This is a genomic window from Sinomonas notoginsengisoli, assembly GCF_021554725.1.
In the GTDB taxonomy this organism is placed as follows: domain Bacteria; phylum Actinomycetota; class Actinomycetes; order Actinomycetales; family Micrococcaceae; genus Sinomonas; species Sinomonas notoginsengisoli.
In genome coordinates, this window is record NZ_JAIZDP010000010.1 from 39,544 (window position 1) to 62,428 (window position 22,885).

Here is a 22,885-nt window from a genome sequence, read left to right on the forward strand (position 1 = left end):
TCACAGTATGATCTCTTCCATGGCGCATGCGACGGGGCTGCACACTGCCACCGCGGACGACGGCGAGCGGCCGAGTCTTGCGGCAGGCCCCCTTGCCGTCGTGGGCGTCAAGGCGTCCCGGCGCCACACCCAGATCCTCGACGCCCTCGGCGCGGGAATCTGCTCCGGCGAGCTCCCGCCGTCGTTTGTTCTGAACTCCGACGAGCTCGAGGCGCAGTACGGAATTTCGCGCACGCTCGTGCGCGAGGTGCTCCGCGTGCTTGCCTCTCTGGGCCTCGTCGAGGCAAGGCGCCGCGTGGGCACCGTAGTGCTGCCCGAGGAGTCATGGGATGCCTTCAACCCGCAGGTGATCCGGTGGAAGCTGGTCTCGCCCGCCCGGCTCGCGCAGCTGCGCGAGCTGACCGAGCTGCGCAGCGCCGTCGAGCCCCTCGCCGCGCTGCTGGCCGCCGAGCGCGCCGGCGACGCCGAGCGGGAGGAGATTGTCCGGCTCGCGGCCGCCATGTGGGCGGCGGGGAAGACGGGGCGGCAGCAGACGTTCCTGGAGCTCGATGTGTCCTTCCATCACAGGGTGCTCGCCGCCAGCGGCAACCGGATGATCGGCAAGCTCCACCTCCTCACCCAGGAGGTCCTCGAAGGGCGGGTCCAGTACGGGCTCATGCCGCAGCTGCCGGACCATGCAGCGCTGGAATGGCACATGGACGTGGCCGCGGCGATCCAACGCGGCGACGGAACCGCGGCGCGTGCTGGGATGGAGAAGATCGTGGAGCAGTCGCTCGTGGAGATGGCCCACATGTGGGAGGCGACCTGACCTCGTCGCGCCACCGTGTCGCGGCCCGACGGCTGGTCTAGGCTAGGCCCATGCGCGAACTCCAGGCGAAGATCATCGAGGAGATGGGCGTCAAGCCCGAGATCGACCCCGCGGCGGAGGTCGAGGCCCGCGTCGCGTTCCTCAAGGACTACCTCCGGGCGACCGGCTCCAAGGGCTTCGTCCTCGGCGTCAGTGGAGGGCTCGACTCCTCGCTCGCGGGCCGGCTCGCGCAGCTCGCCGTCGAGTCGCTTGCCGACGACGGCGTCGAGGCGGACTTCGTGGCTGTCCGCCTTCCCCACGGGGCCCAGCACGACGAGGAGGACGCCCAGGCAGCCCTCCGCTTCATCCAGCCGAAGTCCACCCGGACGTTCAACGTCAAGGCCGCCGTGGACGGGTTCGAGTCCGAGTACGAGCGCTCGTGCGACGACGAGCTGAGTGACTTCGTCCGCGGCAACACCAAGGCCCGCGCCCGCATGGTAGCCCAGTACATGATCGCCGGCGAACGGAACCTCCTCGTGGTCGGCACAGACCACGGCGCCGAGTCCGTGACGGGCTTCTTCACGAAGTACGGCGACGGCGGTGCCGACATCCTTCCGCTCTTCGGGCTCGACAAGCGCCAGAACCGGGCGCTGCTCCAGCATCTGGGCGCCCCGGAGCAAGTGTGGCAGAAGATCCCGACGGCGGATCTCCTCGACCTCCAGCCGGGACGCACGGATGAGCACGAGCTCGGGATCACCTACAACGACATCGACGACTACCTCGAGGGACGCGCCGTCTCGGACGAGGTCGCGGAGTCCATCGAGTACCGGTACCTGATCACCCGCCACAAGCGCGCCACTCCGGTGACCCTCTTCGACACGTGGTGGCGTGAACAGGCCACGAGCTGGTCGAAGTAGCGATCCCGCACCCTCACATCGCAGCGAGTAGGCACCGCACGGTGCCTACTCGCTGTGCGGTTGATAGCGTGGGCGGCGTGAAGCTTGCTACCTGGAACGTCAACTCCCTCCGTGCCCGCGCCGACCGCGTTGAGAACTGGCTCCTGCGCAGTGAGGTGGACGTGCTCGCAATCCAGGAGACCAAGTGCAAGGACGAGAACTTCCCGTGGGAACTGTTTGAGCGCAACGGCTATGAGGTGGCACATTTCGGCGTGAGCCAGTGGAACGGCGTCGCGATCGTCTCGCGCGTTGGGCTCGACCAGGTCGAGCGGACCTTTCCGGACCAGCCCTCGTTCGGGAAGAACGGCGAGAACCTGGCTCAGGAGGCACGGGCGATCGCCGCCACCTGCGGTGGCGTACGCGTGTGGAGCCTCTACGTCCCGAACGGCCGCGCGCTCGATGACGAGCACATGCCGTACAAGCTCGAGTGGCTCAAGATCCTCAATGGCCACGCGGCCGAATGGCTCGCGCAGGATCCGGGCGCCGAGATCGCGCTCGTCGGGGACTGGAACATCGCCCCGAAGGACGAGGATGTCTGGGACATCGAGCTCTTCCGCACTGGAGGGTTCACGCACGTGAGCGAGCCCGAACGGGAGGCCTTCCGGGCGTTCGAGGCCTCGGGCTATACGGACGTGGTCCGGCCCTACACGCCAGGCCCGGGCGTCTACACCTACTGGGACTACACGCAGCTGCGGTTCCCGAAAAAGGAGGGTATGCGCATCGACTTCGTACTCGGCTCGCCAGCTCTCGCCTCGCGTGTCACGGGCGCGATGATCGACCGTGAGGAGCGCAAGGGCAAGGGCGCTTCGGACCACGCGCCCGTGGTCGTGGACCTGATGGACGCTTGGTGATCCGCGGGCGGCGTACGGCCTCCTCGGGGAGCGGGCCGGGATGAGCGCGGGGCACGGCCGTGCGGGGCGTCCCCTCACGTCGCAGCTGCGAGTCTACGAGCCGCTCTCGGCCTTCACGTCCGAGGAAAGGGAGCGGATCGAACGGGGGCTGTCCGGCGACGGGCGTGCGGCGCTCGACAAGGCCGAGGCCGAGGACGCCCTGCTGCGGATCGTCCGGCCCTCCGGCGACCCCTTCCCGGACGGCCGCGACGAGTTCACCCGGACTCTCACTGTAGAGGGCCGCACGCTCTATTGCCCGTCGCAGCTCATACTGCGCTCGGGCCTGGCCGCGGAGTCGGTACTCACGACGGCGCCGGCTCCCCTCGCATCCGTCCTGTTGCCGGAGAGCGCACGGGCCCGCCATCAGGAGCGGGTGGACCGGCTCGCCGAGGAGTCGGGCACGCCCCGGATCAGCACGCGCGAATCACTGTGGGGTATCCCCTTCAGCTGGTTCGTGCTGTTCCATGAGGGCGATCCGACCGAGGTGGTCGAAGAGAACGACCACCTCGTGACCGTCCGGATGACCGTTACGTGGGCCAAGGCCATCAGCCGGGCGCGCTTCGCGGTGGCCAACCTCGCCCTCGCGGCCCCCGAGATGAACCTCCTCGACGAGCTCACGTCCCTCACTGAATGGCTCGAGGAGTTCAATCCGGACTCGGTTGTTGAACTGGACTACGGCAGCGTTGCTGACCGCGTCTTCCCCGACGAGTCGCCCACCGATGTGCTGCTCGGCATCGAGTGCCTCGCAGAAGGGGACATGACGGGCGCGGCGGCCGCGTATCGCAGGCTCGCGTCACGCTGGATCCCCATCCGTCAGCTGGCCCGAGCTTCTTGACCCAGCTGGCAGACGGAGCAGTGATCAGCTTTCGCTGACGTTCCGCTTCGCTTCCTGCACACGGTCCTGAACCGATGAGCTCTGGTTCTGGGCCTCGCCCTTGACCGACTCCACTCCCTCTGTGGCCGTCTGCTTCACGGACTCCACGGCCTCCCGGGCCGGCTCCTTGAGCTGGGATGCCACGTGCGAGGCGGCCGCGGAGAGCTCCTCCTTGAGAGGCTCGGCCTTCTCCTGGAGCGTCTGGGCGAGCTCCTGTTCCTTCTCGCTCGGCGGGAAGAGTGAGGCGACGAGGAGCCCGGTGCCGAACGCGACCAGCCCTGCTGCGAGCGGGTTGCCCTGCGTTTTCCGGACCACACGACGCTGCGTATTGTCCACTGCATCTCCGACCCTGTGGGTAGCTGATTCCATGGAACCAGCGGCGTCATCGGCCGAGCCCATGACCTTCTCCTTCATGTCGGACACTGCACCTTTGATCCTCTCGCCCTGCCGGTGGGCAATGTGCGAGGGACTGACCTTGTCCGCGACGGCGTCGACGTCGTAGCCCAGTCGCTCACGGGTGCGTTCAATGTCGGATCGGATGGCGTCGGGGTTCTGGCTCATCGTGGCTCCTCACTAGGTTTAAGGGATTCGGGAATCTTCTTCACGGACTCAGTTGTTCGGGGCAGGCCCTTGGCGGCCTCCAGCTCCTTCTTCGCCCTCATGGCGAGGACGGCTGCGATGATGCCCCAGATAACGGCGACGATCACGGCGGACCAGCCAAGTCCCACAAGGTAGAAGCCCAAGGCCCACCAGAGCGCCAGCGAGAGGAACAGGAGGACGAAGTGACCGGCAACGCCTGCCCCTCCATACATCCCGGCCCCCTTGCCCACGCGGGAGCCTGTCTCTCGCAGCTCCGCCTTCGCGAGCTCGAGCTCCTGGCGCATCAGGGTCGAGAGGTCGGCCGCCACATCGCCCACAAGGTTGCCCAAGGACGTATTGGTGGCCTTCTCCTCGGCTGGCGGCACCCCGGTCGCGGGCGGCGCTACCCCAGCGGCGGCTGCGCGCGCATAGCCGTCCTCTCCTTGATAGGCGCCGGGCCCGGACGCGTGGCCGGGCAAAGTACCCGGTTGGGGCTCGGGGGCGCCGTAGCCCGGAGTGTGGCTCATCGCCGGCCCTCCCATTTCTCATCCAGGGGTGGTACAGCGCTCTGGCCCGTCAGGCCCGACTCATCCTCCCTCACGTGGCTAGGGCGGGAACCGTCGGCGCCCAAGATCCCCTCGAGATCCGTGTTCTCTACCGCCGGCCTGCTCTCGTGAGTACCGCCGGTGCCGACCGTGCCAGCAGTGCCGCCCGGTCCGGCGAAGCCAGCACCAGCTGTGCCGCCGGGAACGGTGCCAGGAGGAACGGTGCCAGCCGCGGGATTTGCCTGCGGTACGCCAGTTCCGAGCCGCTCACTCGCGTCGGCGGAGTACCCGGCGCCCGCGGTGTACGGGGTGGGAGTTGACGACGGCTCATTGGCCGGCCGCGGCGGGATCGCGCCCTGCGTGCGGTCATCCTGCCCGGCAGCGAGCGATCGACTCAGGCGTCCGGCAAGAAGTCCCGCACCGGCCGCGATTGCCAAGAACATCCCCGGCCTGCGCCTTGCGTACGACTTCACTTCCTGGAGGACCGAACCGGGGTCGCGCTGGTCGAGCCATTCCGCGAAGGCCCCGGTACGGCTGGCGGCCCGCCTGACCAGGTCCGTGCCTACTCCCTGTTCCTCGCTGTTCGAAGCCATCGAGTGGAGCTGGCGGTGAATGGCGCGCAGGCCTTCCGCTGCCCGGGCCTGCTGATGCGCGGCCTGATCCTTCACCTCGTCCCGGCTTTGGGCCATCAGATCGCTGATCTGCGACTTGGTCTCGCCGGCGACATTGGCCGCCTCGTCCTTGGCGACGCCGCCGACCGCCTGGGCCGAACTGGCCGCATCGCCGGCGACGCCGCGTGCCTCGTCCTTCACTGTTGCCGACGTTCCGGACTGCTGCGGCTGGCTGGTGCCGCGGGGCAGAAATTCGCTCATCGTGTATTCCTTTCGCGCTTGTCACTCGGTCCAGCTGCTGACTGTGGACCGTTACCCACGAGCGCGTGTATTACACGAAACGGCGGCAAATGGATGCCCGAGCCCGCTCGAGCGCCACGCGAGTGCTCGAGAACGCGGCTAGAACGCGGCGGGCGGGGCGGTGGTCTCCCGGACGACGAGCCTCTGTTCGGCCACTTCGCTGTGCACCGCGCCTACCTCGCCGCCGAGCTCCGCCAGGAGCATTTGAGTCCCGCGGCGTGCCTGGCCCGTTGGGTCCTGCCACACGGTGGTGAGACCGGCGCATGCGCCCATCTCGTGGCCGTCAATCCCCACGATCGAAAGGTCTTCGGGCACGCGGAGTCCATGCCGGCGGGCCTCGAAGAGGACTCCGAGGGCCATCTCGTCCGATGCGCACACCATGGCCGTGGGCCTCGGCTCGGGGAGCGTCAGGAAGCGGCGCAGAGCCTCAGCCCCGCTGGCCACCGTGAAGTTGCCGAAGAAGACCGCGTCGGGGTCAATCTCCAGGTCCGCGGCGTGCACCGCGTCGTGGAATCCCTCCACTCGGATCTTCGGAACGGAGAAGTTCAGCTCAAGGTCGTCGCTGCCGTGCAGGAGTGCGATGTGCCGGTGGCCGAGGCCGATCAGGTGCTCCGTGATAGTCCGCGCAGCCTGGTAGTCATCGATCCCGACGGTCGCGATGCCCGCCACCGGACCTCCCACCACCACGAGGGGCATGTCGATCTCATGCAGGTCTTCGACTTCCTCGGGATAAAGGTACATGCACAGCAGCAGGAGCGCGTCGATCTGCTTGTGTACCATGGAGCGGCTGAACAGCCGTTCCCGGGGCGCGGACCGGCCGCCGAGATTGAACAGGGAGAGGTTGTAGCCGCGCCCGTGCAGTTCACGGTCGACGCCGGCGATCGCCTTTCCGAAGAACCACCGGTCCACGTACGGGGCAAGGACGCCGACCGTGCGCGTCTTGCCGGTAGCAAGACGGGACGCGGCGGAGGACGGCACGTACCCCAGTTCCTCGGCCTTGGCGAGGATTCTTGCCCGCGTAGCCGGGGAGACGCGTGGGAGGCCGCGAATGGCCCGCGATACTGTGGCCGTCGAGACGCCCGCGGCCGCCGCGACCTCCTCGATCCCTACCATGGCCTCCCCTAATGGACCGTCTCCTTCGGCGGCCCGGGCCTTCTCAGTCTTTGTTCTCGTCCCGTTCCCCGCGCAGCACCTTAAGTCTCAACGCCCATATCCCCACCATTGCGAGCACCACTGCGAGCAGGCCGAGCGCCCATCCGAGCGCGAATTGTCCGGTGACCTCGAGCCAGACTGTGAGGCCCAGAAGGATGAGACCCCAGAAGGCCAAGAAGCCCATGAAGATCTCGAACTGCTCGACTACCGCCTTCCGATGCCGGGAGGAGCGGCGGTAGGCCGCCCCTCCCACGGACATCGGATCCTTCGGATTGATCATTTGACCGCGCCGGCGGTGAGGCCCGCGACGATCTTGCGCTGGAACACCAGGACGAGGATCACCAACGGGACGGTGACGATCGTTCCGGCTGCCATGACGGCGGTGTACGGCTCCTGGTGCGGCTGGGCGCCCGCGAAGAACGCGATCGCCACGGTCACCGTACGCGTCGCGTCCGAGGACAGCTGGCTCGCGATCAGGAACTCGTTCCAGGCCGAGATGAAGGCGAGGATCGCCGTCGTGAACGTGGCCGGTGCGGCGAGCGGGAGGATCACCTTCCGGAACGCCTGGCCCTGGGTGCAGCCGTCGATGCGCGCGGATTCCTCGAGCTCCCACGGCATCTCGCGGAAGAAGGAGGTCAGGGTGTACACCGTCAGCGGAAGCACGAACGAGATGTTCGGGATGATGAGCGCCTGGTAGCTGCCCATCCAGCCGATGTTCGTGAACAGCTGGAACAGCGGCGTCACGATCGCGACGCCCGGGAACATCGAGGCGCCGAGGATGAAGCCCATGACCGCGAACTTGAACCGGAAGTTCAGCCGCGCGAGCGCGTAGGCGGCGAAGACGCCGACCACGAGGGCGACAATCGTGGTCACGCCCGCGACGAGCAGGCTGTTGAGGAGGTTCCGGCCGAAGTGGTTGCCGCGGTTCTCATCGAACACCGTCGCGAAGTTGTCCCATGTGACATGCGTGGGCCAGAACGACGGGTCGAACGTGAAGGCGGTGTCCCGGAAGGCCGTGACGATCATCCAGTAGGCCGGCAGGAGGCACCAGACGAGGATGATCGCCGCGGAGATATAGGTGCGGACCTGCCCCCAGTCAAACTTGCGACGGCGCTCGGACACTGTCGCCGTGCGCGGGAGTGTGGCGGTGGCGGCCATGTCACTTCCTTCCCGACGAGGTGGCTGCCACGGCGTTCGCGCCGAGGAAGCGGACGAAGATGAACGCCACGATGAAGATCACGATGAAGGTGATCGTCGAGAGCGCGGCGGCGCTGTTGAAGCCTTGGCGGATCTGGTCGACCACGAGGATCGAGAGTGTCGAGGTGTTGTTGGCGCCCTGCGTCATGATGTACGGCAGGTCGAACATGCGCAGCGCGTCGAGGGCGCGGAACAGGATCGCCACCATGAGTGCCGGCTTGACCAGCGGGAGCGTGATCTGCGTGAATCGCTGCCACGCATTGGCACCGTCCACCTTCGCGGCCTCATAGACCTCGTCCGGGATGAGCTGCAGACCCGCGAGGATCAGGAGGGCCATGAACGGCGTGGTCTTCCAGACGTCCGAGATGATGATCGCCCACTTGGCTGGCCATTCAGAACCGGTCCAGAGGATCTGGGTGCCGAAGACCTTGTTGGCGATGCCGTCGAAGGCGAAGATGAAGAACCACAGCTTCGCTGTCACTGCAGTCGGGATGGCCCACGGCACGAGGACGGCGGCGCGGACCGCACTACGCCCGCGGAAGGAGCGCGCCATGATGACGGCCATCCAGAATCCGATCACGGTCTCGAGGACCACGGTGACGATCGCGAAGAAGAAGGTCGTGCTCATCGAGTTCCAGAACTGGGCGCCGAGAGTTCCCGCTGGGCAGGCCTGGCCGCCGCACTGCTGGAGGAGCCAATTGGTGTAGTTGTCGACACCGGCGGGACCGCCGGCCTCGAAGAGTCCTGTGCTCGCGTTGAGGGTCTCGTCCTTCTGGAAGGACATGATGATGGCGTTGACCACCGGGTAGATGATCACAATCGCCAGGAGGATAAGCGTCGGCAGCAGGAGCGTATAGGCCCAGCGCCCCTGCGTGACCAGCTTGCGGTCGGCGCTCTCCCGCTTGGGCATGTGGTGCACCGTCGTCGGTGCGGTCTGCTCTGTGGAGCGTGAAGGGACCTCAGTGGACATGATGACTCCTGTTCTCCCCTGTCCGGAGGGATTTCTCCCCTATGGGGAGGGAAGGGGATGGCCCGGCGCCGCGGGGACGCCAGGCCATCCCGAGGGCTACTTGGCCGCGGAGATGGCCGACTGCATGTCGCTCAGGGCCTGGTCCACGGACTTCTCGCCCTTGAGGGCCGAGTAGGAGTTGTCCTGGATGGCCTTCGTGACAGCCGGGTAGAACGGGCTGACCGGGCGCGGGACCGCGTTCTGGATCGACGTCAGCAGGGTCGGCAGGTATGGGAGCTTGCTCGTGAGCGCTGAATCCGAGTAGAGGTTCGAGAGCACCGGAGCCAGCGAGCCCTGGAGCGCGAACGCCTTCTGCTGCTCAGCGCTGGTCATGAACTTCAGGAAGTCCAAGGCCGTCGCCTTGTTCTTGGAGTAGACGCTCACGGCGGCGTTGTGGCCACCGAGCGACGAGGCACCGGGGCCGTCCTTGCCCGGAAGCGGGGCGACGCCGAACTTGTCCGCAACCTTGGACGAGCCATCAGTCTTGGACGCGATGTTGTACACGTAGGGCCAGTTGCGGAGGAAGAGGAGCTTGCCGTCCTGGAAGGCGGTACGGCTGTCTTCTTCCTTGTAGGTGATAGCCTCCGGCGCGATATTGCCGCTCTTGAAGGCCTCCACGAGCTTGTTCAGGCCCGCCTTGGACTCGGGCGAGTTCACGGTGGCCTTGCCCGAATCATCGACGACCTTGCCGCCCCACGTGTTGATGGCCTCAGAGGCGTTGACCGTCAGGCCCTCGTACTTCTGGAACTGGCCTGCGTAGCAGCCCATATTGTTCTTCTTCGCGGTCGAGCACATGCCCATCATCTCGTCCCACGTCTTGGGCGGAGTGGGCACCAGATCCTTGCGGTAGTAAAGCAGACCACCGTCAGAGGACTGGGGGGCTGCGTAGAGCGTGCCACCGTAGGTGGCAGTCTTGACCGTCGCGGGCAGCATCCCGTTCGTGTCGATGGTCATCTTGTCCTTGAGGGGCTGAAGCCAGCCCTTGGCCGCGAACTCGGCCGTCCAGACGACGTCGACGTCGACCACGTCGTAGTTAGCGTCCTTCGCCTGGAAGTGCTGGACGAGGTCGTCGTGCTGCTGGTCGGCGGAGTCCGACTGCTCCTTGAACGTGACCTTCTCATTCGGATGGGAGGAGTTCCACTTGTCGACCATCGGCTGGACGACGTTGGAGTTGTCCTTGCCCTGAACGTAGGTGATCGGTCCGCGGCCGTCGACGTTGCTGCCCGCGTCCCCTCCGCCAGCGCTTCCCCCGCCCCCTCCACTGGACCCGCCGCTGCAGGCCGAGAGTGCCAGGGCTAGGACGCTAGCCACCGCGAGAGGAGAGGAATACCTGGAGAACTTGCGGTTTCTCATGCTCGACTCCTGTATCGGTCGAGGAGGCATGCTCGGCCGGATCCACCCGGTGCCGCATTGCCGCCCCAATGTTGTGTGGTGGACCTCACACTAGGTGCGGGGTTGCTCGGAGTGCAAGCGCTTACGCAGATCGTTTCCTCCCCGTGACCTTCTCCCCAGCACCCGGTACCAGGGCACCAGAATCCACGTGCAGGGCACCCCCCAAGAGGAGCACCCTGCAGCATGCTCTGAGCCGAGACAGACCGACTACTCCGGCTTGTCCCCCGTGAAGATCTCGGTGATCTTGCCGCCGAGGCCCTTGACGTTCTCGGTCACGTCCTCGACGAGGTCCTTAGCGTGCTGGCCGACGTCACCCGAGAAGAACTCCTTGACGTTCTCGGCAGCACCCGAGGCGAAGTCCTTACGTTCTCGGCAGCCTCCGCTGCGAACTCCTTGCCCTTGTCCATCGCGGCGCCGAAGCCGTCCTTCGCACCGTCGGCGGCGCCGTTGTTGCCCTCGCTCATTCCTCTACCTCCTGTCCTGGCCGGTCAGGGCCGCACTGGGGTGGGCGAGAATGCTCCCCATGCACTCAACGTAGGCGGCTGCCCAGGTTGGTTCAAGGTGGCCGAGTCAGCGGACGCGCTCGGCCCGGCTGAACCTTGCACGTGCACCCGAGGTGATGTGCACAAGCACGGGTGCCGAGAAGCCCATGACGAGTTCAAGTCCGCTGACTATCCGCTCGACGTCCGCGGCGATGGCGCCGGGATCGGCGCCCTGACGCGCCACCAGCCTCACCCGCAGGGACGTCCGTCCCTCGAAATCCAGCGCGACAACGCTGCTGCCGAGCACGTCCTTGCGTGGCGCGAGAGCCGTTCGGACAGCCTGTTCGACTGCTGCAGCGGCGATGCTCACCCGCCCCGGCGCCTCGCCGAGGGTGAACTCCCCGCCCGGCCCGGCACCGCCGTCCGGACCGGTCGAGGCTACGAGGTCCCGGCGGCCTTTCCCCTGCTGCGCGACCCACCAGACCATGAGGAGCTCGATGACGATGGCGGCGAGCGTCAGGAGCAGCCACAGCCAGGACACCCTCGTTCCGGCAACCCGGGACCCCTCGAACACCGTGCCCACCGCTTCCGCGGCGGAGGGCGCCCATCCATGCCACCACACGGCGATGAAGGGGATGGTTGCCAGCAGTACGAGCAGGGCGCCCGCCATCAGGACGGCGAGCCCGAAAAGGAAGATGAGAACTCGGTTGAGCGCCCGCGGGGTGCCATTCACGCCCCGACCACCCCCGCTCCCTCGACACGCACGCGCAGCTGCGGATACGGCGCCGGTCGCAGCCGCATGAGTTCGTCCTCGGTGGCCGTCAGCACATCCTCGGCCCGGACGGGGATGCCCGACGTGGGCCGGACAATGACGATCGCCTCGCGCTCGGTGATCACCACGGTGACCTGCTCCGGGCGCACGAGTGCCGCTGCGCGCGCCCGGCGGGCGAGCGTGGAGGCGAGCACCTCGTCGTCGACCACGACGGCGATCCGACGGCCGGGCAGCGATCGCCTCCCCCGCCGTCCTGGTGTGAGCGCAAGGACGACCAGGAAGAGGCCCACCATGGCGATCACGCCGCCGATGAGCCCAAGCAGACCGCGGTTGACTCCCTCGGGCAGGCCCGCCACTCTTCGGGCGGCGGTTTCGGGGTCGACGAGCCACGCTGGCTGGCCGAACGCCTGGAGCGTGGATTCCAGGAGCACGTACGCACATCCGATGGCCACGGCAAGGGCGACGAGACCCGCCACGTAGGCACGCGAGGAACTCGTCTCGCGGCGCACGGCAGATTCGAGTCCGTGCTCGGATGCGCCCGGCCTGATGGCACCTGGGACCTGGGTTGCGGACCTCTCAGCCACGGCCTGGCTCCCCCGCCGGTGCGAACGCCGCGATGGGGCGTCCGACCCGAACCCCGGAGATACGGAGGTCCACTCGCGAGAGCGTCGCCCCACTGAGTCTCGAGACGGACTCGAGGATGCGCCCTTTGGCTGACGCCGAGCGTTCCCACACGCTCCCACCCCACACGTGGAGATCGTCGGGCCCCACCACATCTGCCAGCGGCGGAATGGCAACGGGCGCCGTGAGGCGGAGGGCGAGCAGGCCGGCGTCGTCCGTCCAGTCCGCCCGAACGTCCGAGGGCCGGACGCCCAACTCAACCGCGGCAGCAACCTTGGCGAGGATGGTCAGCGCCTCCGTGCTCACGCGGTTGAGCCCCGCGTGCATTCGCTCTGCTCGAGGCTCGTGCGACGGCGGTGGGGGAACCGAGTGCGGGTCGCCTTCGGGGCCGGGGAGCGAGTTCACGAGGAGGATCGCCGCCCGAGCAGAGCCTCCCAGACGCTCCGTAGATCGAGGCGCCCCTCGGCGGCACGGCCGAGGACTGCGCCGACAAACATGAACACGAGGGACCCAAGGAAGCCCCACACACCGAACTGGAAGGACATGAACGCGAGGAACGCCCCCACACCGATGCCTACGACGACCAGATTCACTGCACCTCGATTCCGGGCTGCCTGACGCCCTGACGTGCCTCCCCGATGAAGACATCGGTGATCTCGACGTTGACTTCGATGACCGTCAGCCCGGTCAGCCCCTCGACCGCACGGTACACCGCCGCCCGGACTGCATCTGCCAGCTGCTGCAGTGGAACGCCGTACTCCGCCACGAGCGTGATGTCGACGGCGGCCTGCTCCTGCCCGACTTCTGCACGGACACCGGCGGCGTGGTCGCTCGGCGTCTGGACTACGGCATCGCGGATGGCCCCGAGCGCGCGGGACGGTGCCGTGCCGAGCGAGTGCACGCCGGGCACCTCGCGGGCTGCTGCGGCAGCGACCTTGGCAACGGCGGCCTCATGGACGACCGTCCGCCCGGTCGCCGCGGGATTCTCGGTGCCGCGCACTTGGGGGTATCCGGCGGCGTGCGCGGGCCCCTCCCCCATGGCGCCTGGTTGTTGGGTCACCGTGCCGTCCCCTTCCGCCTGCTGCACCTACGGGCACCACATTAGTTGGGCACCACCTTAGTACGGCCAACCGGCACTGGCCCGGCACGCGCGCCTGTGACAGCATGGCACACAAGAACTCTCACGGATGGGCCTGGCTGGGGAGCCTCGCACACAGTGAAGGGGAACATCGTGACCGTTCCAGCAGGTCCCATGGGAGAGGCATCCGCCGGAGGCGGTTGGCACGTCGGCCCGCTGCCGCCCGAGCCCGTCCCGCCCGAGGTCCTCGAACTCTTCGACGGGGAGCAGCTCCGTCTGCTCGAGGGATTCGTCCTCACCGCGCCGCTCGACCGTCGCCCGGGAACCGTCAACGTGCTGCTCCGGAAGCCCCCGGCGCGTGGCCGTGAGGTGCTCGTGCTGTTGCGCGAGGCCAAAACGCCCGATCTGGTCGATCCGGTCGACGCCGGCGGAGCGCTCCTCTTCAGCTTCGAAGCCGGAGCGCACGACGACGGCGCTCGCCTCCTGCTGCTGACCCTGCGGTCATGGTCTGCGTGACGGACGAGCTCGAGCGGGAGGTTGGTTCACCGATCCTCGGGCTGCTCGCCGTCGCCGAGTCGGGCCGGCTCAACCCATCGAGAAGAGGTGAATGACGACCCGGTCGGGGTACCGCTCGCCCCTGCCGACGAACAGGGTGCGGTTGACCCAATCCCAGGCCGGCGAGGAGGTCCGCAGGCGCACGGCGCAGCGGAAGTAGATCTCGGAAGGCGCCACTTCCTCGCCACGGACAAGGCGGGCCATGGCCTCAGGGCTCCCTGAGCGGAGGGCGGCGTTGTCCACCGAGATGATAGCGCCGTCCTCCGTCTCGATCGCATAGCGCGCCTCAAGTTAGCTGAGCTCGGGCGAGTGGAGGGTCTGGAAGTCCGCCCCGCCCGCCAGGATGCGGCCCGTGAGGCGCGGGCCGGTGACGGTTCCGCCTGTGATCCCGATGATCCGGCGGTGGCCTTCCGGAGTGGGCCCAACGTCGATCGGCTCCGCGATGAGCACCGAGAGGGTTCCGACGTATTCGAGGGCAGGCGCCTGTGGGACCGGATTCGAGGTCATGCCCAGGACAGTACCCCAAGGGTGATGCGGCTCGGCGCGCCTCCACCGAAGTGCACCTGCTGATGTGCCACCAGGGTGTCCGACGAGTCGAGCGCCTTGGCACCCGTGTTGAGGCTTCGGTCCCAGCGCGGGTGGCAGCTCGATGTCACCTGGACGCGGATGCGGTCGCCGGGCTTGAAGGTGCACGCTGTGGACCAGAGGCTGATGGTGAATTCCTCAACCTGGCCGGGCGTGAGCGGGCGCCGCGGCGCGCCGGCGCGGAAGACGCCGTCGCCTGCGCACGCGTCGCGCCAGGACGCGCGCACGATTCCGTCGGTGAGCCCCATCGAACGGCCGTCTGGGCTCACCCTGCAGAGCCGGATCACGAAGTCGGTGTCAACGGCCGATGACGCCGCGAACAGCGTCGCAGTCACGTCGCCGAAGACGGTGAGCGGCTCGGTCAACGGCTCGGTCGTGAAGACGAGCACGTCATCGCGGGCCTCGACCCCCGACTGCTCGGCAGGCCCGGAGTAGTCGGGACCGAGGTGCATGGTGTTGCCTCCGGCGGTGGGCACCGGGTCGAGCGGGTCGTAGTCGTAGTCGACCGATCCTTCAGCGCCGCCCTCCCGGCCGAGGGAACCGTCCGCACCGAGGTACAGCTCCACGCGCCGGCCCGGATCGGGCAGTTCGTCGAAGCCCCGCCAGCGGTTCTCGCCCATGACGTACACGAGGACCTGCGGGAACGTGGGCTCGGGACCGTCGTGCAGGACGTGGCTGAACCACTCGGCGTGAAGGAATGAGAGGTCCCCGTACGGTCCAACGGCTGCAGCGGACCCACCGGGGAACACCGAGTCGGGGAAGGTGCCCGTGTAGTTGGTGTGGCTCCATGGCCCGAGGATGAGGCGGGGCTGCGGGACGGAGGGATCCCGACGCGACGCCTCGACCTGAACCCGGTACTGGCCCAGCGTATTCGGCAGGAAGATGTCGAACCATCCCCCGATGTTCAGGGTGGGCAGCGCGACGGGCTTGGAGCTTGGCCAGTTCCAGGCCTCCGAGATTTCGCCGCCCGGGTCCTCACCCATGGGGGGGATGACATAGGCCTGCATGAACGTGCTTGCACGGGACTTGAGATCGTTGAGCGGGAGGGTGCCGTAAGCGGAACCGTCGGCGAATGAGGCATCGAGTTCCCTCCACGCCTCGAGCTCGCACTGCATCCGGGCAGGATCCGAGGCGAACTCGCGGCGAATCGTCTCGAGCGAGTTCGAGCCGTGGCCCCAGCCCAGCCTCGAGCCGAGCTCGAATGCCCCTCCTCGGAAGAGGGCACCGTTGTCCGCGTTGCCGGCGGCACAGACCCCTGGGGCCAACGCATGCAGGCCGCGCGGACTGCGACGTGCGGCACGCCACTGGGTCTCCCCGAAATAGGAGCGGCCCCACATCCCCACCTTCCCGGTGGAGTACGGAAGGCTCGCCGCCCACTCCACGGCCTCGGCGCCGTCGTCCGCTTCCTGCTCGCTCGGGCTGAACACGCCGTCGGAGCCGAAGCGTCCGCGCACGTCCTGGAGGATGACGACGAAGCCGGCAGCTGCGACCGTGGCGGGGTTGAAGTAGGCCGAGTTGACGGAGAGGTCGCGGCCGTACGGGGTGCGGGTCATGAGAACCGGGAAGCGCTCGCCTTCGGCGGAGGGCCGGTACACCGTCGAACGAAGGATGGTGCCGTCGCTGAGCGGCGTCTCAACGTCGTTTTCAATCAGGACGTTGTGCATCAGCGAACAGCCTTCTTGCCAAGCTCATCGGTGTCGATCTTGTAGGTCTCGCGGACCCAGATGAGGGTGACGAGTGCAGAGATACCGCAGCAGATTGCTGTGAAGACCGCAACCGGAACCCATCCATCTGGGCCCGGACGCACAACGGCGGCGGCGATGGTGGGCGCGAAGCCGGTCACGATGAGCCCGAGCTGGGATGAGATCGCCGCACCCGAGTAGCGGATGCGGGTCGGGAACATCTCGGCCACGATGGCCGGACCGAGAGGGTTGACCATGCCGTAGCCAGCCACCATGACGAGGATCGAGGTGAAGAAGACGAGCGGGACGTTCTTCTCCGAGATCGACCAGAAGTAGGCGAAGATGGCCGCGGCGCAGATCACGTTGCCCACGATGAAGACGGGCTTGCGGCCGATCCGGTCGGCGAGGATGCCGAACAGGGGCTGCGCGATGATGCCGAGGCCCGCTGTGACGATCGTGGTGGCGAGCATGATGCTGCTCGAGACGAGGTGGCCATTCGTGGCGTACGAGAGGCTGAATGCTGAGACGATCGTGGAGACGACGGCCCAGACACCGAAGAAGATGACCTTGATGATGGTGGGCCAGTAGTCGCGGAAGACGACCTTGAGCGGAAGTTCGGACTTCGTTTCTCCGATTTCGCGGACTTGCTCGAACACCTCTGCCTCGGGGACGCGGCGGCGGATGACGAACCCAGCGGCGGCGACGATGAAGCTCGCGAGGAACGGAATGCGCCAGCCCCACGCGAGCAGGTCGTCCTGTGGCATGAACGAGACCAGCAGGAACGCGATCGAGGCAAGCATGATGCCGGCCGCAGCGCCGGTGTTGACCCAGCTCGCGAAGAAGGCGCGACGGCGCGAGGGCGCGTGCTCGAGGGAGAGCGTGACGGCACCGACCGACTCGCCCGCGGCCGAGATGTCCTGGAGCACCCGCAGGAGCACGAGGATCACGGGCGCGGCCGCGCCGATCATGGCCGTCGGCGGCAGGCAGCCGATGAGGAACGTCGCCAGACCCATGGAGACCAGCGTGAAGACGAGCATCTGCTTCCGCCCGACGCGGTCGCCGAAGTGGCCGATGAACGCCGCTGCCAATGGACGCACCACGTAGCCGATCCCGAGCGTCGCCATGGACAGGAACTGTCCAAGGAGCGGGTCGATCCCCGGGAAGAAGATCTTGTTGAAGACTAGCGCCGAGGCCGATCCGTAGATGAAGAAGTCGTAGTACTCGAGCGTGCTGCCGACGAAACTTGCGACGGCCGCCTTTCGGGCGTGGCGTCCGGGCGGCGCGACGACGGCAGAGGCCGTCGTGTCGAAACCAGCGGTCATTGCGGAACTCCTGGTGTTGGGGCGGGTAGGGCCGAGCGCGCTCCCGTTGACCTCGTCGTCTGTCCATTCTGTGGCGTGCGCCACTCGGCAGTTCTATGTTTGCGTTAAGTACGGCGTACGTCAATAAATATGCAAAGTTTTTTCGGGCTGAGAAGATGGCCTCGTGCGCTACGACGGAGACGCGCGGGCCGGTGCGGCCGCGGTCGACTTCCCGAGACCCCAGCGAGGGGGCACGAGTCAGCACCTCCTCGTCACGATGCTCGCCGAGTTCTGGCGGTACACAGACCTATGGCTCCCCACTCGCGCGATCGTCCGCCTCGCGGAAGACATCGGGCTGACCCGGTCTGCGGTCACGACAGCTCTGAGCCGACTCAGCACACGGGGGGTCCTCGAGAACGACGGCGGCGGAAGGGCTTCGCGCTATCGCTTCACCGCAGCCGCCCGGGCCAGGCTTGTGATCGGCACGGCTCAGGTTGCCCAGTTCGGCGATCCGAGCGTGGCATGGGACCGGCGCTGGACAGCAGTCGCGTTCTCCATCCCCGAGAAGTCGCGCGACGTCCGCGAGGCCTTCCGCGCCCGCCTAAAGTGGCTCGGCTTCGCGCCTGTCTACGACGCACTCTGGTTCTCGCCTCGGGAGCGCCGGGAACAGGTTCAGGAAATTGCCGAGGGCTATGGCGTTGAGGATTTCATGGCCTTCCGGGTCGAGGACGACGCCTTCGAGGGCCGCCGCCCCGCCATTGTCGACATGACGGAGCTGCCGCGGCGCTACGAGGAGTTTGCCGACGCAACCGAGGAACGCCTCCGCCATCTCCGCGCGGGAAGGCTTGCGCTGCGGGAAGGTTTCCGGGCCCGGATCGAGGTCCTGGACGACTGGCGCGCGTTCCCATGGAACGATCCCGGAATGCCCTACGAACTCCTGCCCGAGGACTGGCCGCTCCTGCGCGCCCGGGAGGCATACGTCGCTGTCTTCGAGGCAACCGCTCCACTCGCCGAACGCCATGTCCTCGAGGTCCTCGGCGAGCTCGCGCCAGAGGCACGAGCCGGCGTCGTCGTCCCGTCGAAGCCGTGAGCGACACGAAGAGGAACCCGGCACCTCCCGATCCCACGTTCACCCGCTACGCCGCTACACCGCTACATCCCGGTGATCACGCGGAGGACGACGGGAACCCCCGCCGCTACACAGCCGCTACAGGCGCTCAACGTTATGCACGGCCGTCCGCCGACGCCAAAGGGGCACCCGCGGAGGTCGCCGGCCGATAGGACAGCGACCCGTCCGCGACGCCGGCGAATGCAAGGGGCGCCCAATACTCCAGCAGGCTGCTGGACGATTACCCGCTCCATTTCTGGCCACCGCGAGGGACCGATCTGCCTGGGAGGCGTCACATGACTCTTCTCCCCCAGGGCACCTGATGGCCAGCAGAACTGCCAAGTGATGGCCAATAGATCTGCCCACCACTGCCATGGAGAGCATGCGGCTGGCGCTCCTGGACAGCTCCGACTAGCACCCCAAGGACCTGAACCCACAAGCGACGGCTGGGACAGGAAAAGGGCCGGGGCGGCCTCGTAGAACCTCTCGTGCTCGGCGACTGCCAGCACCTAGCGGAGCCGGCACAGCTGCACGGGCGCCTTTCGAAACTGGTCGTTGACACCTCTTCCGAGCCTATTCTACTGTTGCGATCATCTGTTTCGTACGATCCACTCCATACTGCGACCGCACTTTTCGTAACGTACCGCTGAGATTCCGGTTCTAGGAGATGACGCAATGAGTTCTGTGTGGGTGGTGCTGGTGATGGTGGCTGGCTACATGGCTTTGCTGGCAGGGATCAGCTACGTCGTTCGAAGGTCGTCGAAGACTGCCGAGGGCTTCACCAACGGCGGGAAGTCCTTCCCCGCCTTCCTCATCGGCTTCCTGCTGATGTCCGAGTTCATCGGCACATCCGCCACCATCGGCACCGCCCAGGCCGCGTACAAGGTCGGAATCTCCGCCGCCTGGAACGTTGTCGCACTCGCGATCGGGTTCGTGCTGTTCGGACTGTTCATCGCCAAGCGGTTCAGAAAACTCGGTCACAACACCATCTCCGGTGCACTGGCGCACACGTACGGCGACGGCACCAGGCTTGCGACGTCGGTTCTGATGACGGTCGCCCTGCTCATCGTGGCGGTCGCGATCTACGCTGCCGGCGGCGCGATCCTGCACGAGCTACTAGACATCAGCCAGAGTTGGGCCACGGTCATCATCGGCGTGCTCGCCACCTTGTACGTGGTCATTGGCGGCATGCGTTCAGTCGTGTACACCAACGTCCTCCACGCGCTCCTGAAGCTGGGCACCGTCGCGCTGCTGGTCTTTGTGGGTCTGCACCGTGTCGGGGGCCTGGACCAGCTCAGCAGGAAACTCCCAGCAACCGCCTTCTCACTCGACGGTGTTGGCTGGGCACAAATCGTCGCCTGGCTGATCGCCGGGATCGGCGCGATCTTCGCCACGCAGTACGTCGTCCAGGCCGTCGTCAACGTCGACTCACCCCAGCGGGCCCAACAGGCGTCCTTCTACTCCGCGCTGCTGCTGATCCCGTTCGGCATCCTCGCCGCGGTGGTGGGCATGTGCAGCACGATCCTGTACCCGAAGATCAAATCCATCGACGCCCTGCCGGCGCTTGCCGTGGACATGGACCCTGTGGCGACCGGTTTCGTGATGTGCGGCCTCACCGGCGCGATCCTGGGCAGCATCGCGGCGCTGATCCTCGGCACATCGACGCTGATGATGCGTGACTTCTACCGTCCGTACTTCAACCGCAGCGGTGACGACCGCAAGGACCTCGTCTTCCTTCGGATCGCCACCTTCGCTGCCGGTGTGATCCCCATCCTGCTGGCGCTCTACGCCAGCGACATCCTGTCGGTCACCTTCCTGGCCAAGTCCCTCCGCGCCTCCTTGGCGGTGCTCGTCGTGCTGATGTTCTTCAAGCCGAGCTACGGCAGCAAGAAGGCGGCCATGTGGTCGATCATCCTGGCCGTCCCCGCCACAATCGGCTGGTTTCTGGCCGGTGACCCGTTCGGCGTGGACAACGCCTACATCGCTGTCGCCACGCCGCTCGTGGTGATGACCATCGGTCACCTGGTGCGCGGATCGCAGCCCGAGGCAGCAAGGGCTCACGCCACGGAGGCATAGGCGACCGCCTCGAATGCCAGCTGGCCACGGAGTAGGCCACGCCGCGGCTGCGGAGGGCCTCCCCCGATTGCGGTCGTTCCCCGAGCGGCCCTGAGAACTGCAGCGAGCGGGATCCGTCGACGGAGGGGAGCCATGAACGTCGCAGCGCCGAGCTTTCAGGACTTCTCGCCGGCCGAGCGGGACCGCAAGTGGGACGACGCCGCGGAAACGGGTACACGGAGGACGAGCCGAACGAGAAAGTACGGCGTACGCCGATCAGACGTGCCTTCTCCATCTCCGCCGCCGCATCCCTGAACCACACCTCCGCGGAGCGCGCACATTCAGGGCAAAGGCACGGGCAGACTGTCTTCTCCCTTGCAGGAACCGGCTGCATGATCCTGTTCACCATGCTCCACGCCGCACCTTCTACCAGTGGCCAACAGCCTCAGCGGCTTGGCCAACACGTGGTGGCGTCTTCTTGGCTAACCAATGATCCAGGCCCGTCTCTTGGCCCGAATCAAGGCTCACTTCTCATCAGATGACCTGCTGGGACGGCGGGCCTTGGTACGGGAGAGTCTCCGCCTCGGCGTCTGTGGATGGGCGCGGAGAGACTACTCAGCCGCTGACCGGTGCCGCCCCAGGTGCAGGCGATGATCTCGGCAGCGATAGAGACGGCGGTCTCCTCCGGGGTGCAGGCCCCCAGGTCGAGGCCGATGGGTGATGAGAGCCGGCGCAGGTCGGTCTCGCTCGTGCCCAATTCGCGCAGCCGGGCCATTCGGTCTTCATGGGTCCGTCTGCTTCCCATGGCGCCGATGTATGCGGCCTCGGTTCGAAGAGCTGTCCGGAGCAGTGGGATGTCGAACTTCGGATCATGGGTCAACACGCAGATCGCGGTGCGGGCGTCGACAGGGGTGCTGGAGAGGTATTCGTGGGGCCAAGCGACAATTACCTCATCGGCTTCGGGGAAGCGGCTCGAGGTCGCGAACACGGGGCGCGCGTCGCAGAGGGTCACGTCATACCCGAGGAACTTGCCGATGCGGACCATCGCACCGGCGAAGTCGATGGCCCCGAAGACGAGCATCCGGGGAGGGGGGGCGAACGAGGCGACAAAGACGGTGAGGTCCTCGTTCCGGCTCTCACCGTCGCGTCCCAGACGGATCGCCCCTGTTCGGCCGGACTTCAGGAATCCCCGCGCTTGGACCGACACGGCGGCGTTGAGGCGCTCGGGCCCGAGGGACCCCAGGGCGGATCGGCCGTTCACGACCAGATGGCGCCCTGCCCTTGCATCGCAGCCGACGACAGTCGCCGTGCTAACCGGTTCACGCGCCTTTATTGCTGATGCGAGCCTGGGGAATTCGGGGAACGTCCGAGGGTCGATGAGCTCGACGAATACCTCGATGGTGCCCCCGCAGGTCAGGCCCACCGCGAAAGCGCTGTCGTCCTGCACCCCGTAGGTTTCCGTCGCCGGCTCGCCGGTGTCGAGGACCTGGCGGGCCAGCTCGTACACCGCGCCTTCGACACACCCGCCTGAAACGCTCCCTACCACCTCTCCCGTCGCCGACACGGCCATCGCCGCTCCCGCGGGGCGCGGGGAGGACTGCCAGGTCCTGACCACCGTCGCCAGTGCGAACGGCTCCCCCTGCCTGAACCAGGAGTCGCACTGCTCGATGACCTCCCTCATCGGCCCTTCCTCCCCGTCCTGCTGCCTTCGCCTGCGCTCCCGCCGGAGGAGGCGGCCGACTGCTCGGCCTCGAAATCCTGCCAGAACAGCAAGGCGGCACGCTCGAGCTCGAGCCCGAGGCGCAGCGGGATCATTCTGGCGGCGACATCGGCACGGTCTCCAAACCGGTCCTCCATGTCCTCGTACACGCGGATGCGCTCCCGGTGCTGGACCACTTGGTCCTTGGCCAGCAGCAGTAGGTCAGCAGGCTGGGCCAACTCGCTGAAAAAGAGCTTGAGCTCGGCGATGTCTCTGACCTGCATCTGCTCTCGGGTCGGCTGAGCGAGCCAGCGTTGGACCTCCCGGCGGCCCGCTTCCGTGATCGTGTAGGTCTGGCGGCGCCGGCCGTCCTGCTCGATAGTGACGGCAAGAAGCCCGGCCGCCACCAATGACTTGGGCTCGGAATACAGCTGGGCGTGGGGGAAAGGCCAGAAATAGCCAACCGAGTGGCTGATCGCGCGCTTCAGGTCATAGGACGTGCTTGGTCCGCGCATTGCGATCATTCCTAGGACGACGTAAGAGGTCGGGCTCAGCTTCACCATTGACGCAGTATGCAGCATGCCGTAACGTCCCATCCATCCGAAGCAGACCGTCTGATTTAGACTGTAGCGGATTTTCGGCCAAGTGATCAACG

The 22,885-nt window shown here is 66.8% G+C and carries 24 protein-coding genes and 1 pseudogene; 7 read left to right on the plus strand and 18 right to left on the minus strand.

The annotated features are described in order from the left end of the window. Positions 1–19 precede the first annotated feature (19 nt). The 4 genes from LF262_RS14135 (at position 20) to LF262_RS14150 (ending at position 3,468) form a co-directional block, all read left to right on the plus strand. Positions 20–808, plus strand: coding sequence for a FadR/GntR family transcriptional regulator (locus LF262_RS14135; RefSeq protein WP_235781045.1), 789 nt, complete (start codon positions 20–22; stop codon positions 806–808). Between the two features lie 50 nt (positions 809–858). Beyond that, the gene (nadE, locus tag LF262_RS14140) at positions 859–1,704 is read left to right on the plus strand and encodes an NAD(+) synthase (RefSeq protein ID WP_235781046.1); all 846 of its coding nucleotides are present in this window, start codon (positions 859–861) and stop codon (positions 1,702–1,704) included. A gap of 77 nt (positions 1,705–1,781) precedes the next feature. Further along, entirely contained in the window at positions 1,782–2,594 is an 813-nt protein-coding gene (locus LF262_RS14145; RefSeq protein ID WP_235781047.1) for an exodeoxyribonuclease III, read from the plus strand. Positions 2,595–2,634: 40 nt separating this feature from the next. After that, the gene (locus LF262_RS14150) at positions 2,635–3,468 is read left to right on the plus strand and encodes a DUF8083 family protein (RefSeq protein ID WP_235781048.1); all 834 of its coding nucleotides are present in this window, start codon (positions 2,635–2,637) and stop codon (positions 3,466–3,468) included. 24 nt (positions 3,469–3,492) lie between these two features. Here the strand turns inward: LF262_RS14150 and LF262_RS14155 are convergent, their stop codons facing one another. The 13 genes from LF262_RS14155 to LF262_RS14215 form a co-directional block, all read right to left on the minus strand. Continuing rightward, on the minus strand, positions 3,493–4,068 hold the full coding sequence (locus LF262_RS14155) for a DUF3618 domain-containing protein (RefSeq protein WP_235781049.1): 576 nt from the start codon (positions 4,066–4,068) through the stop codon (positions 3,493–3,495). Then, positions 4,065–4,472, minus strand: a complete 408-nt coding sequence (locus LF262_RS14160) for a phage holin family protein (RefSeq protein ID WP_235781099.1) — start codon at positions 4,470–4,472, stop codon at positions 4,065–4,067. The genes LF262_RS14155 and LF262_RS14160 overlap by 4 nt, the downstream gene beginning before the upstream one ends. A gap of 137 nt (positions 4,473–4,609) precedes the next feature. Further along, a complete protein-coding gene (locus LF262_RS14165) occupies positions 4,610–5,503 on the minus strand; it encodes a hypothetical protein (protein WP_235781050.1) in 894 nt (297 codons plus the stop codon). A 138-nt stretch (positions 5,504–5,641) separates the two neighbouring features. Then, entirely contained in the window at positions 5,642–6,655 is a 1,014-nt protein-coding gene (locus LF262_RS14170) for a LacI family DNA-binding transcriptional regulator (RefSeq protein ID WP_235781051.1), read from the minus strand. Between the two features lie 43 nt (positions 6,656–6,698). Then, on the minus strand, positions 6,699–6,974 hold the full coding sequence (locus LF262_RS14175; protein ID WP_235781052.1) for a hypothetical protein: 276 nt from the start codon (positions 6,972–6,974) through the stop codon (positions 6,699–6,701). After that, on the minus strand, positions 6,971–7,852 hold the full coding sequence (locus tag LF262_RS14180) for a carbohydrate ABC transporter permease (protein ID WP_235781053.1): 882 nt from the start codon (positions 7,850–7,852) through the stop codon (positions 6,971–6,973). The genes LF262_RS14175 and LF262_RS14180 overlap by 4 nt, the downstream gene beginning before the upstream one ends. Position 7,853: 1 nt before the next feature. Then, complete coding sequence (locus LF262_RS14185) at positions 7,854–8,861, minus strand: carbohydrate ABC transporter permease (protein ID WP_372462783.1); 1,008 nt, start codon at positions 8,859–8,861, stop codon at positions 7,854–7,856. Between the two features lie 96 nt (positions 8,862–8,957). Further along, the gene (locus LF262_RS14190; RefSeq protein WP_235781054.1) at positions 8,958–10,253 is read right to left on the minus strand and encodes an ABC transporter substrate-binding protein; all 1,296 of its coding nucleotides are present in this window, start codon (positions 10,251–10,253) and stop codon (positions 8,958–8,960) included. A 609-nt stretch (positions 10,254–10,862) separates the two neighbouring features. Continuing rightward, complete coding sequence (locus tag LF262_RS14195) at positions 10,863–11,507, minus strand: hypothetical protein (protein ID WP_235781055.1); 645 nt, start codon at positions 11,505–11,507, stop codon at positions 10,863–10,865. Beyond that, complete coding sequence (locus LF262_RS17145; RefSeq protein WP_235781056.1) at positions 11,504–12,130, minus strand: DUF6286 domain-containing protein; 627 nt, start codon at positions 12,128–12,130, stop codon at positions 11,504–11,506. The genes LF262_RS14195 and LF262_RS17145 overlap by 4 nt, the downstream gene beginning before the upstream one ends. Further along, positions 12,123–12,494 (minus strand): hypothetical protein, encoded by a 372-nt coding sequence (locus LF262_RS14205; RefSeq protein WP_235781057.1) that lies wholly within the window; start codon positions 12,492–12,494, stop codon positions 12,123–12,125. Before LF262_RS14205 ends, LF262_RS17145 begins: the two co-directional genes overlap by 8 nt. Positions 12,495–12,568: 74 nt before the next feature. After that, the gene (locus LF262_RS14210; RefSeq protein ID WP_235781058.1) at positions 12,569–12,760 is read right to left on the minus strand and encodes a hypothetical protein; all 192 of its coding nucleotides are present in this window, start codon (positions 12,758–12,760) and stop codon (positions 12,569–12,571) included. Continuing rightward, positions 12,757–13,206, minus strand: coding sequence for an Asp23/Gls24 family envelope stress response protein (locus tag LF262_RS14215; RefSeq protein WP_235781101.1), 450 nt, complete (start codon positions 13,204–13,206; stop codon positions 12,757–12,759). Before LF262_RS14215 ends, LF262_RS14210 begins: the two co-directional genes overlap by 4 nt. Positions 13,207–13,398: 192 nt before the next feature. On the opposite strand from LF262_RS14215, the gene LF262_RS14220 reads away from it, so the two are divergent. Beyond that, positions 13,399–13,761 carry a hypothetical protein gene (locus LF262_RS14220; RefSeq protein WP_235781059.1) on the plus strand — a complete coding sequence of 121 codons (363 nt, stop codon included), beginning with the start codon at positions 13,399–13,401 and terminating at the stop codon, positions 13,759–13,761. Positions 13,762–13,830: 69 nt separating this feature from the next. Here LF262_RS14220 and LF262_RS14225 read toward each other — a convergent pair. From LF262_RS14225 to LF262_RS14235, 3 genes and pseudogenes are all read right to left on the minus strand, one after another. Beyond that, a pseudogene (locus LF262_RS14225) lies at positions 13,831–14,307 on the minus strand (DUF3237 domain-containing protein). Further along, the gene (locus tag LF262_RS14230; RefSeq protein ID WP_235781060.1) at positions 14,304–16,049 is read right to left on the minus strand and encodes a CocE/NonD family hydrolase; all 1,746 of its coding nucleotides are present in this window, start codon (positions 16,047–16,049) and stop codon (positions 14,304–14,306) included. Before LF262_RS14230 ends, LF262_RS14225 begins: the two are co-directional and overlap by 4 nt. Then, complete coding sequence (locus tag LF262_RS14235; RefSeq protein ID WP_235781061.1) at positions 16,049–17,389, minus strand: MFS transporter; 1,341 nt, start codon at positions 17,387–17,389, stop codon at positions 16,049–16,051. The genes LF262_RS14230 and LF262_RS14235 overlap by 1 nt, the downstream gene beginning before the upstream one ends. 163 nt (positions 17,390–17,552) lie before the next feature. Here LF262_RS14235 and LF262_RS14240 point away from each other — a divergent pair, with 163 nt between their 5' ends. Continuing rightward, positions 17,553–18,458: a PaaX family transcriptional regulator gene (locus tag LF262_RS14240; RefSeq protein ID WP_235781062.1), complete on the plus strand. Its 906-nt coding sequence runs from the start codon at positions 17,553–17,555 to the stop codon at positions 18,456–18,458. 693 nt (positions 18,459–19,151) lie between these two features. Beyond that, positions 19,152–20,552 carry a sodium:solute symporter family protein gene (locus tag LF262_RS14245; RefSeq protein WP_235781063.1) on the plus strand — a complete coding sequence of 467 codons (1,401 nt, stop codon included), beginning with the start codon at positions 19,152–19,154 and terminating at the stop codon, positions 20,550–20,552. A gap of 496 nt (positions 20,553–21,048) precedes the next feature. On the opposite strand, the gene LF262_RS14250 is transcribed toward LF262_RS14245, so the two are convergent. Both LF262_RS14250 and LF262_RS14255 read right to left on the minus strand, forming a co-directional pair. After that, complete coding sequence (locus tag LF262_RS14250) at positions 21,049–22,212, minus strand: XdhC family protein (RefSeq protein ID WP_235781064.1); 1,164 nt, start codon at positions 22,210–22,212, stop codon at positions 21,049–21,051. Continuing rightward, a complete protein-coding gene (locus tag LF262_RS14255; RefSeq protein WP_235781065.1) occupies positions 22,209–22,793 on the minus strand; it encodes a PadR family transcriptional regulator in 585 nt (194 codons plus the stop codon). The genes LF262_RS14250 and LF262_RS14255 overlap by 4 nt, the downstream gene beginning before the upstream one ends. Positions 22,794–22,885 lie beyond the last annotated feature (92 nt).

Coding starts and splice junctions, on each gene's coding strand:
- LF262_RS14135 (WP_235781045.1), top strand. CDS start 20: ATGGCGCATGCGACGGGGCTGCACACTGCCACCGCGGACGACGGCGAG.
- LF262_RS14180 (WP_235781053.1), bottom strand. CDS start 7,852: ATGGCCGCCACCGCCACACTCCCGCGCACGGCGACAGTGTCCGAGCGC.
- LF262_RS14155 (WP_235781049.1), bottom strand. CDS start 4,068: ATGAGCCAGAACCCCGACGCCATCCGATCCGACATTGAACGCACCCGT.
- LF262_RS14215 (WP_235781101.1), bottom strand. CDS start 13,206: ATGGGGGAGGGGCCCGCGCACGCCGCCGGATACCCCCAAGTGCGCGGC.
- LF262_RS14190 (WP_235781054.1), bottom strand. CDS start 10,253: ATGAGAAACCGCAAGTTCTCCAGGTATTCCTCTCCTCTCGCGGTGGCT.
- LF262_RS14205 (WP_235781057.1), bottom strand. CDS start 12,494: ATGCACGCGGGGCTCAACCGCGTGAGCACGGAGGCGCTGACCATCCTC.
- LF262_RS14245 (WP_235781063.1), top strand. CDS start 19,152: ATGAGTTCTGTGTGGGTGGTGCTGGTGATGGTGGCTGGCTACATGGCT.
- LF262_RS14150 (WP_235781048.1), top strand. CDS start 2,635: ATGAGCGCGGGGCACGGCCGTGCGGGGCGTCCCCTCACGTCGCAGCTG.
- LF262_RS14250 (WP_235781064.1), bottom strand. CDS start 22,212: ATGAGGGAGGTCATCGAGCAGTGCGACTCCTGGTTCAGGCAGGGGGAG.
- LF262_RS14175 (WP_235781052.1), bottom strand. CDS start 6,974: ATGATCAATCCGAAGGATCCGATGTCCGTGGGAGGGGCGGCCTACCGC.
- LF262_RS14165 (WP_235781050.1), bottom strand. CDS start 5,503: ATGAGCGAATTTCTGCCCCGCGGCACCAGCCAGCCGCAGCAGTCCGGA.
- LF262_RS14170 (WP_235781051.1), bottom strand. CDS start 6,655: ATGGTAGGGATCGAGGAGGTCGCGGCGGCCGCGGGCGTCTCGACGGCC.
- LF262_RS14185 (WP_372462783.1), bottom strand. CDS start 8,861: ATGTCCACTGAGGTCCCTTCACGCTCCACAGAGCAGACCGCACCGACG.
- LF262_RS14235 (WP_235781061.1), bottom strand. CDS start 17,389: ATGACCGCTGGTTTCGACACGACGGCCTCTGCCGTCGTCGCGCCGCCC.
- nadE (WP_235781046.1), top strand. CDS start 859: ATGCGCGAACTCCAGGCGAAGATCATCGAGGAGATGGGCGTCAAGCCC.
- LF262_RS14230 (WP_235781060.1), bottom strand. CDS start 16,049: ATGCACAACGTCCTGATTGAAAACGACGTTGAGACGCCGCTCAGCGAC.
- LF262_RS14255 (WP_235781065.1), bottom strand. CDS start 22,793: ATGGTGAAGCTGAGCCCGACCTCTTACGTCGTCCTAGGAATGATCGCA.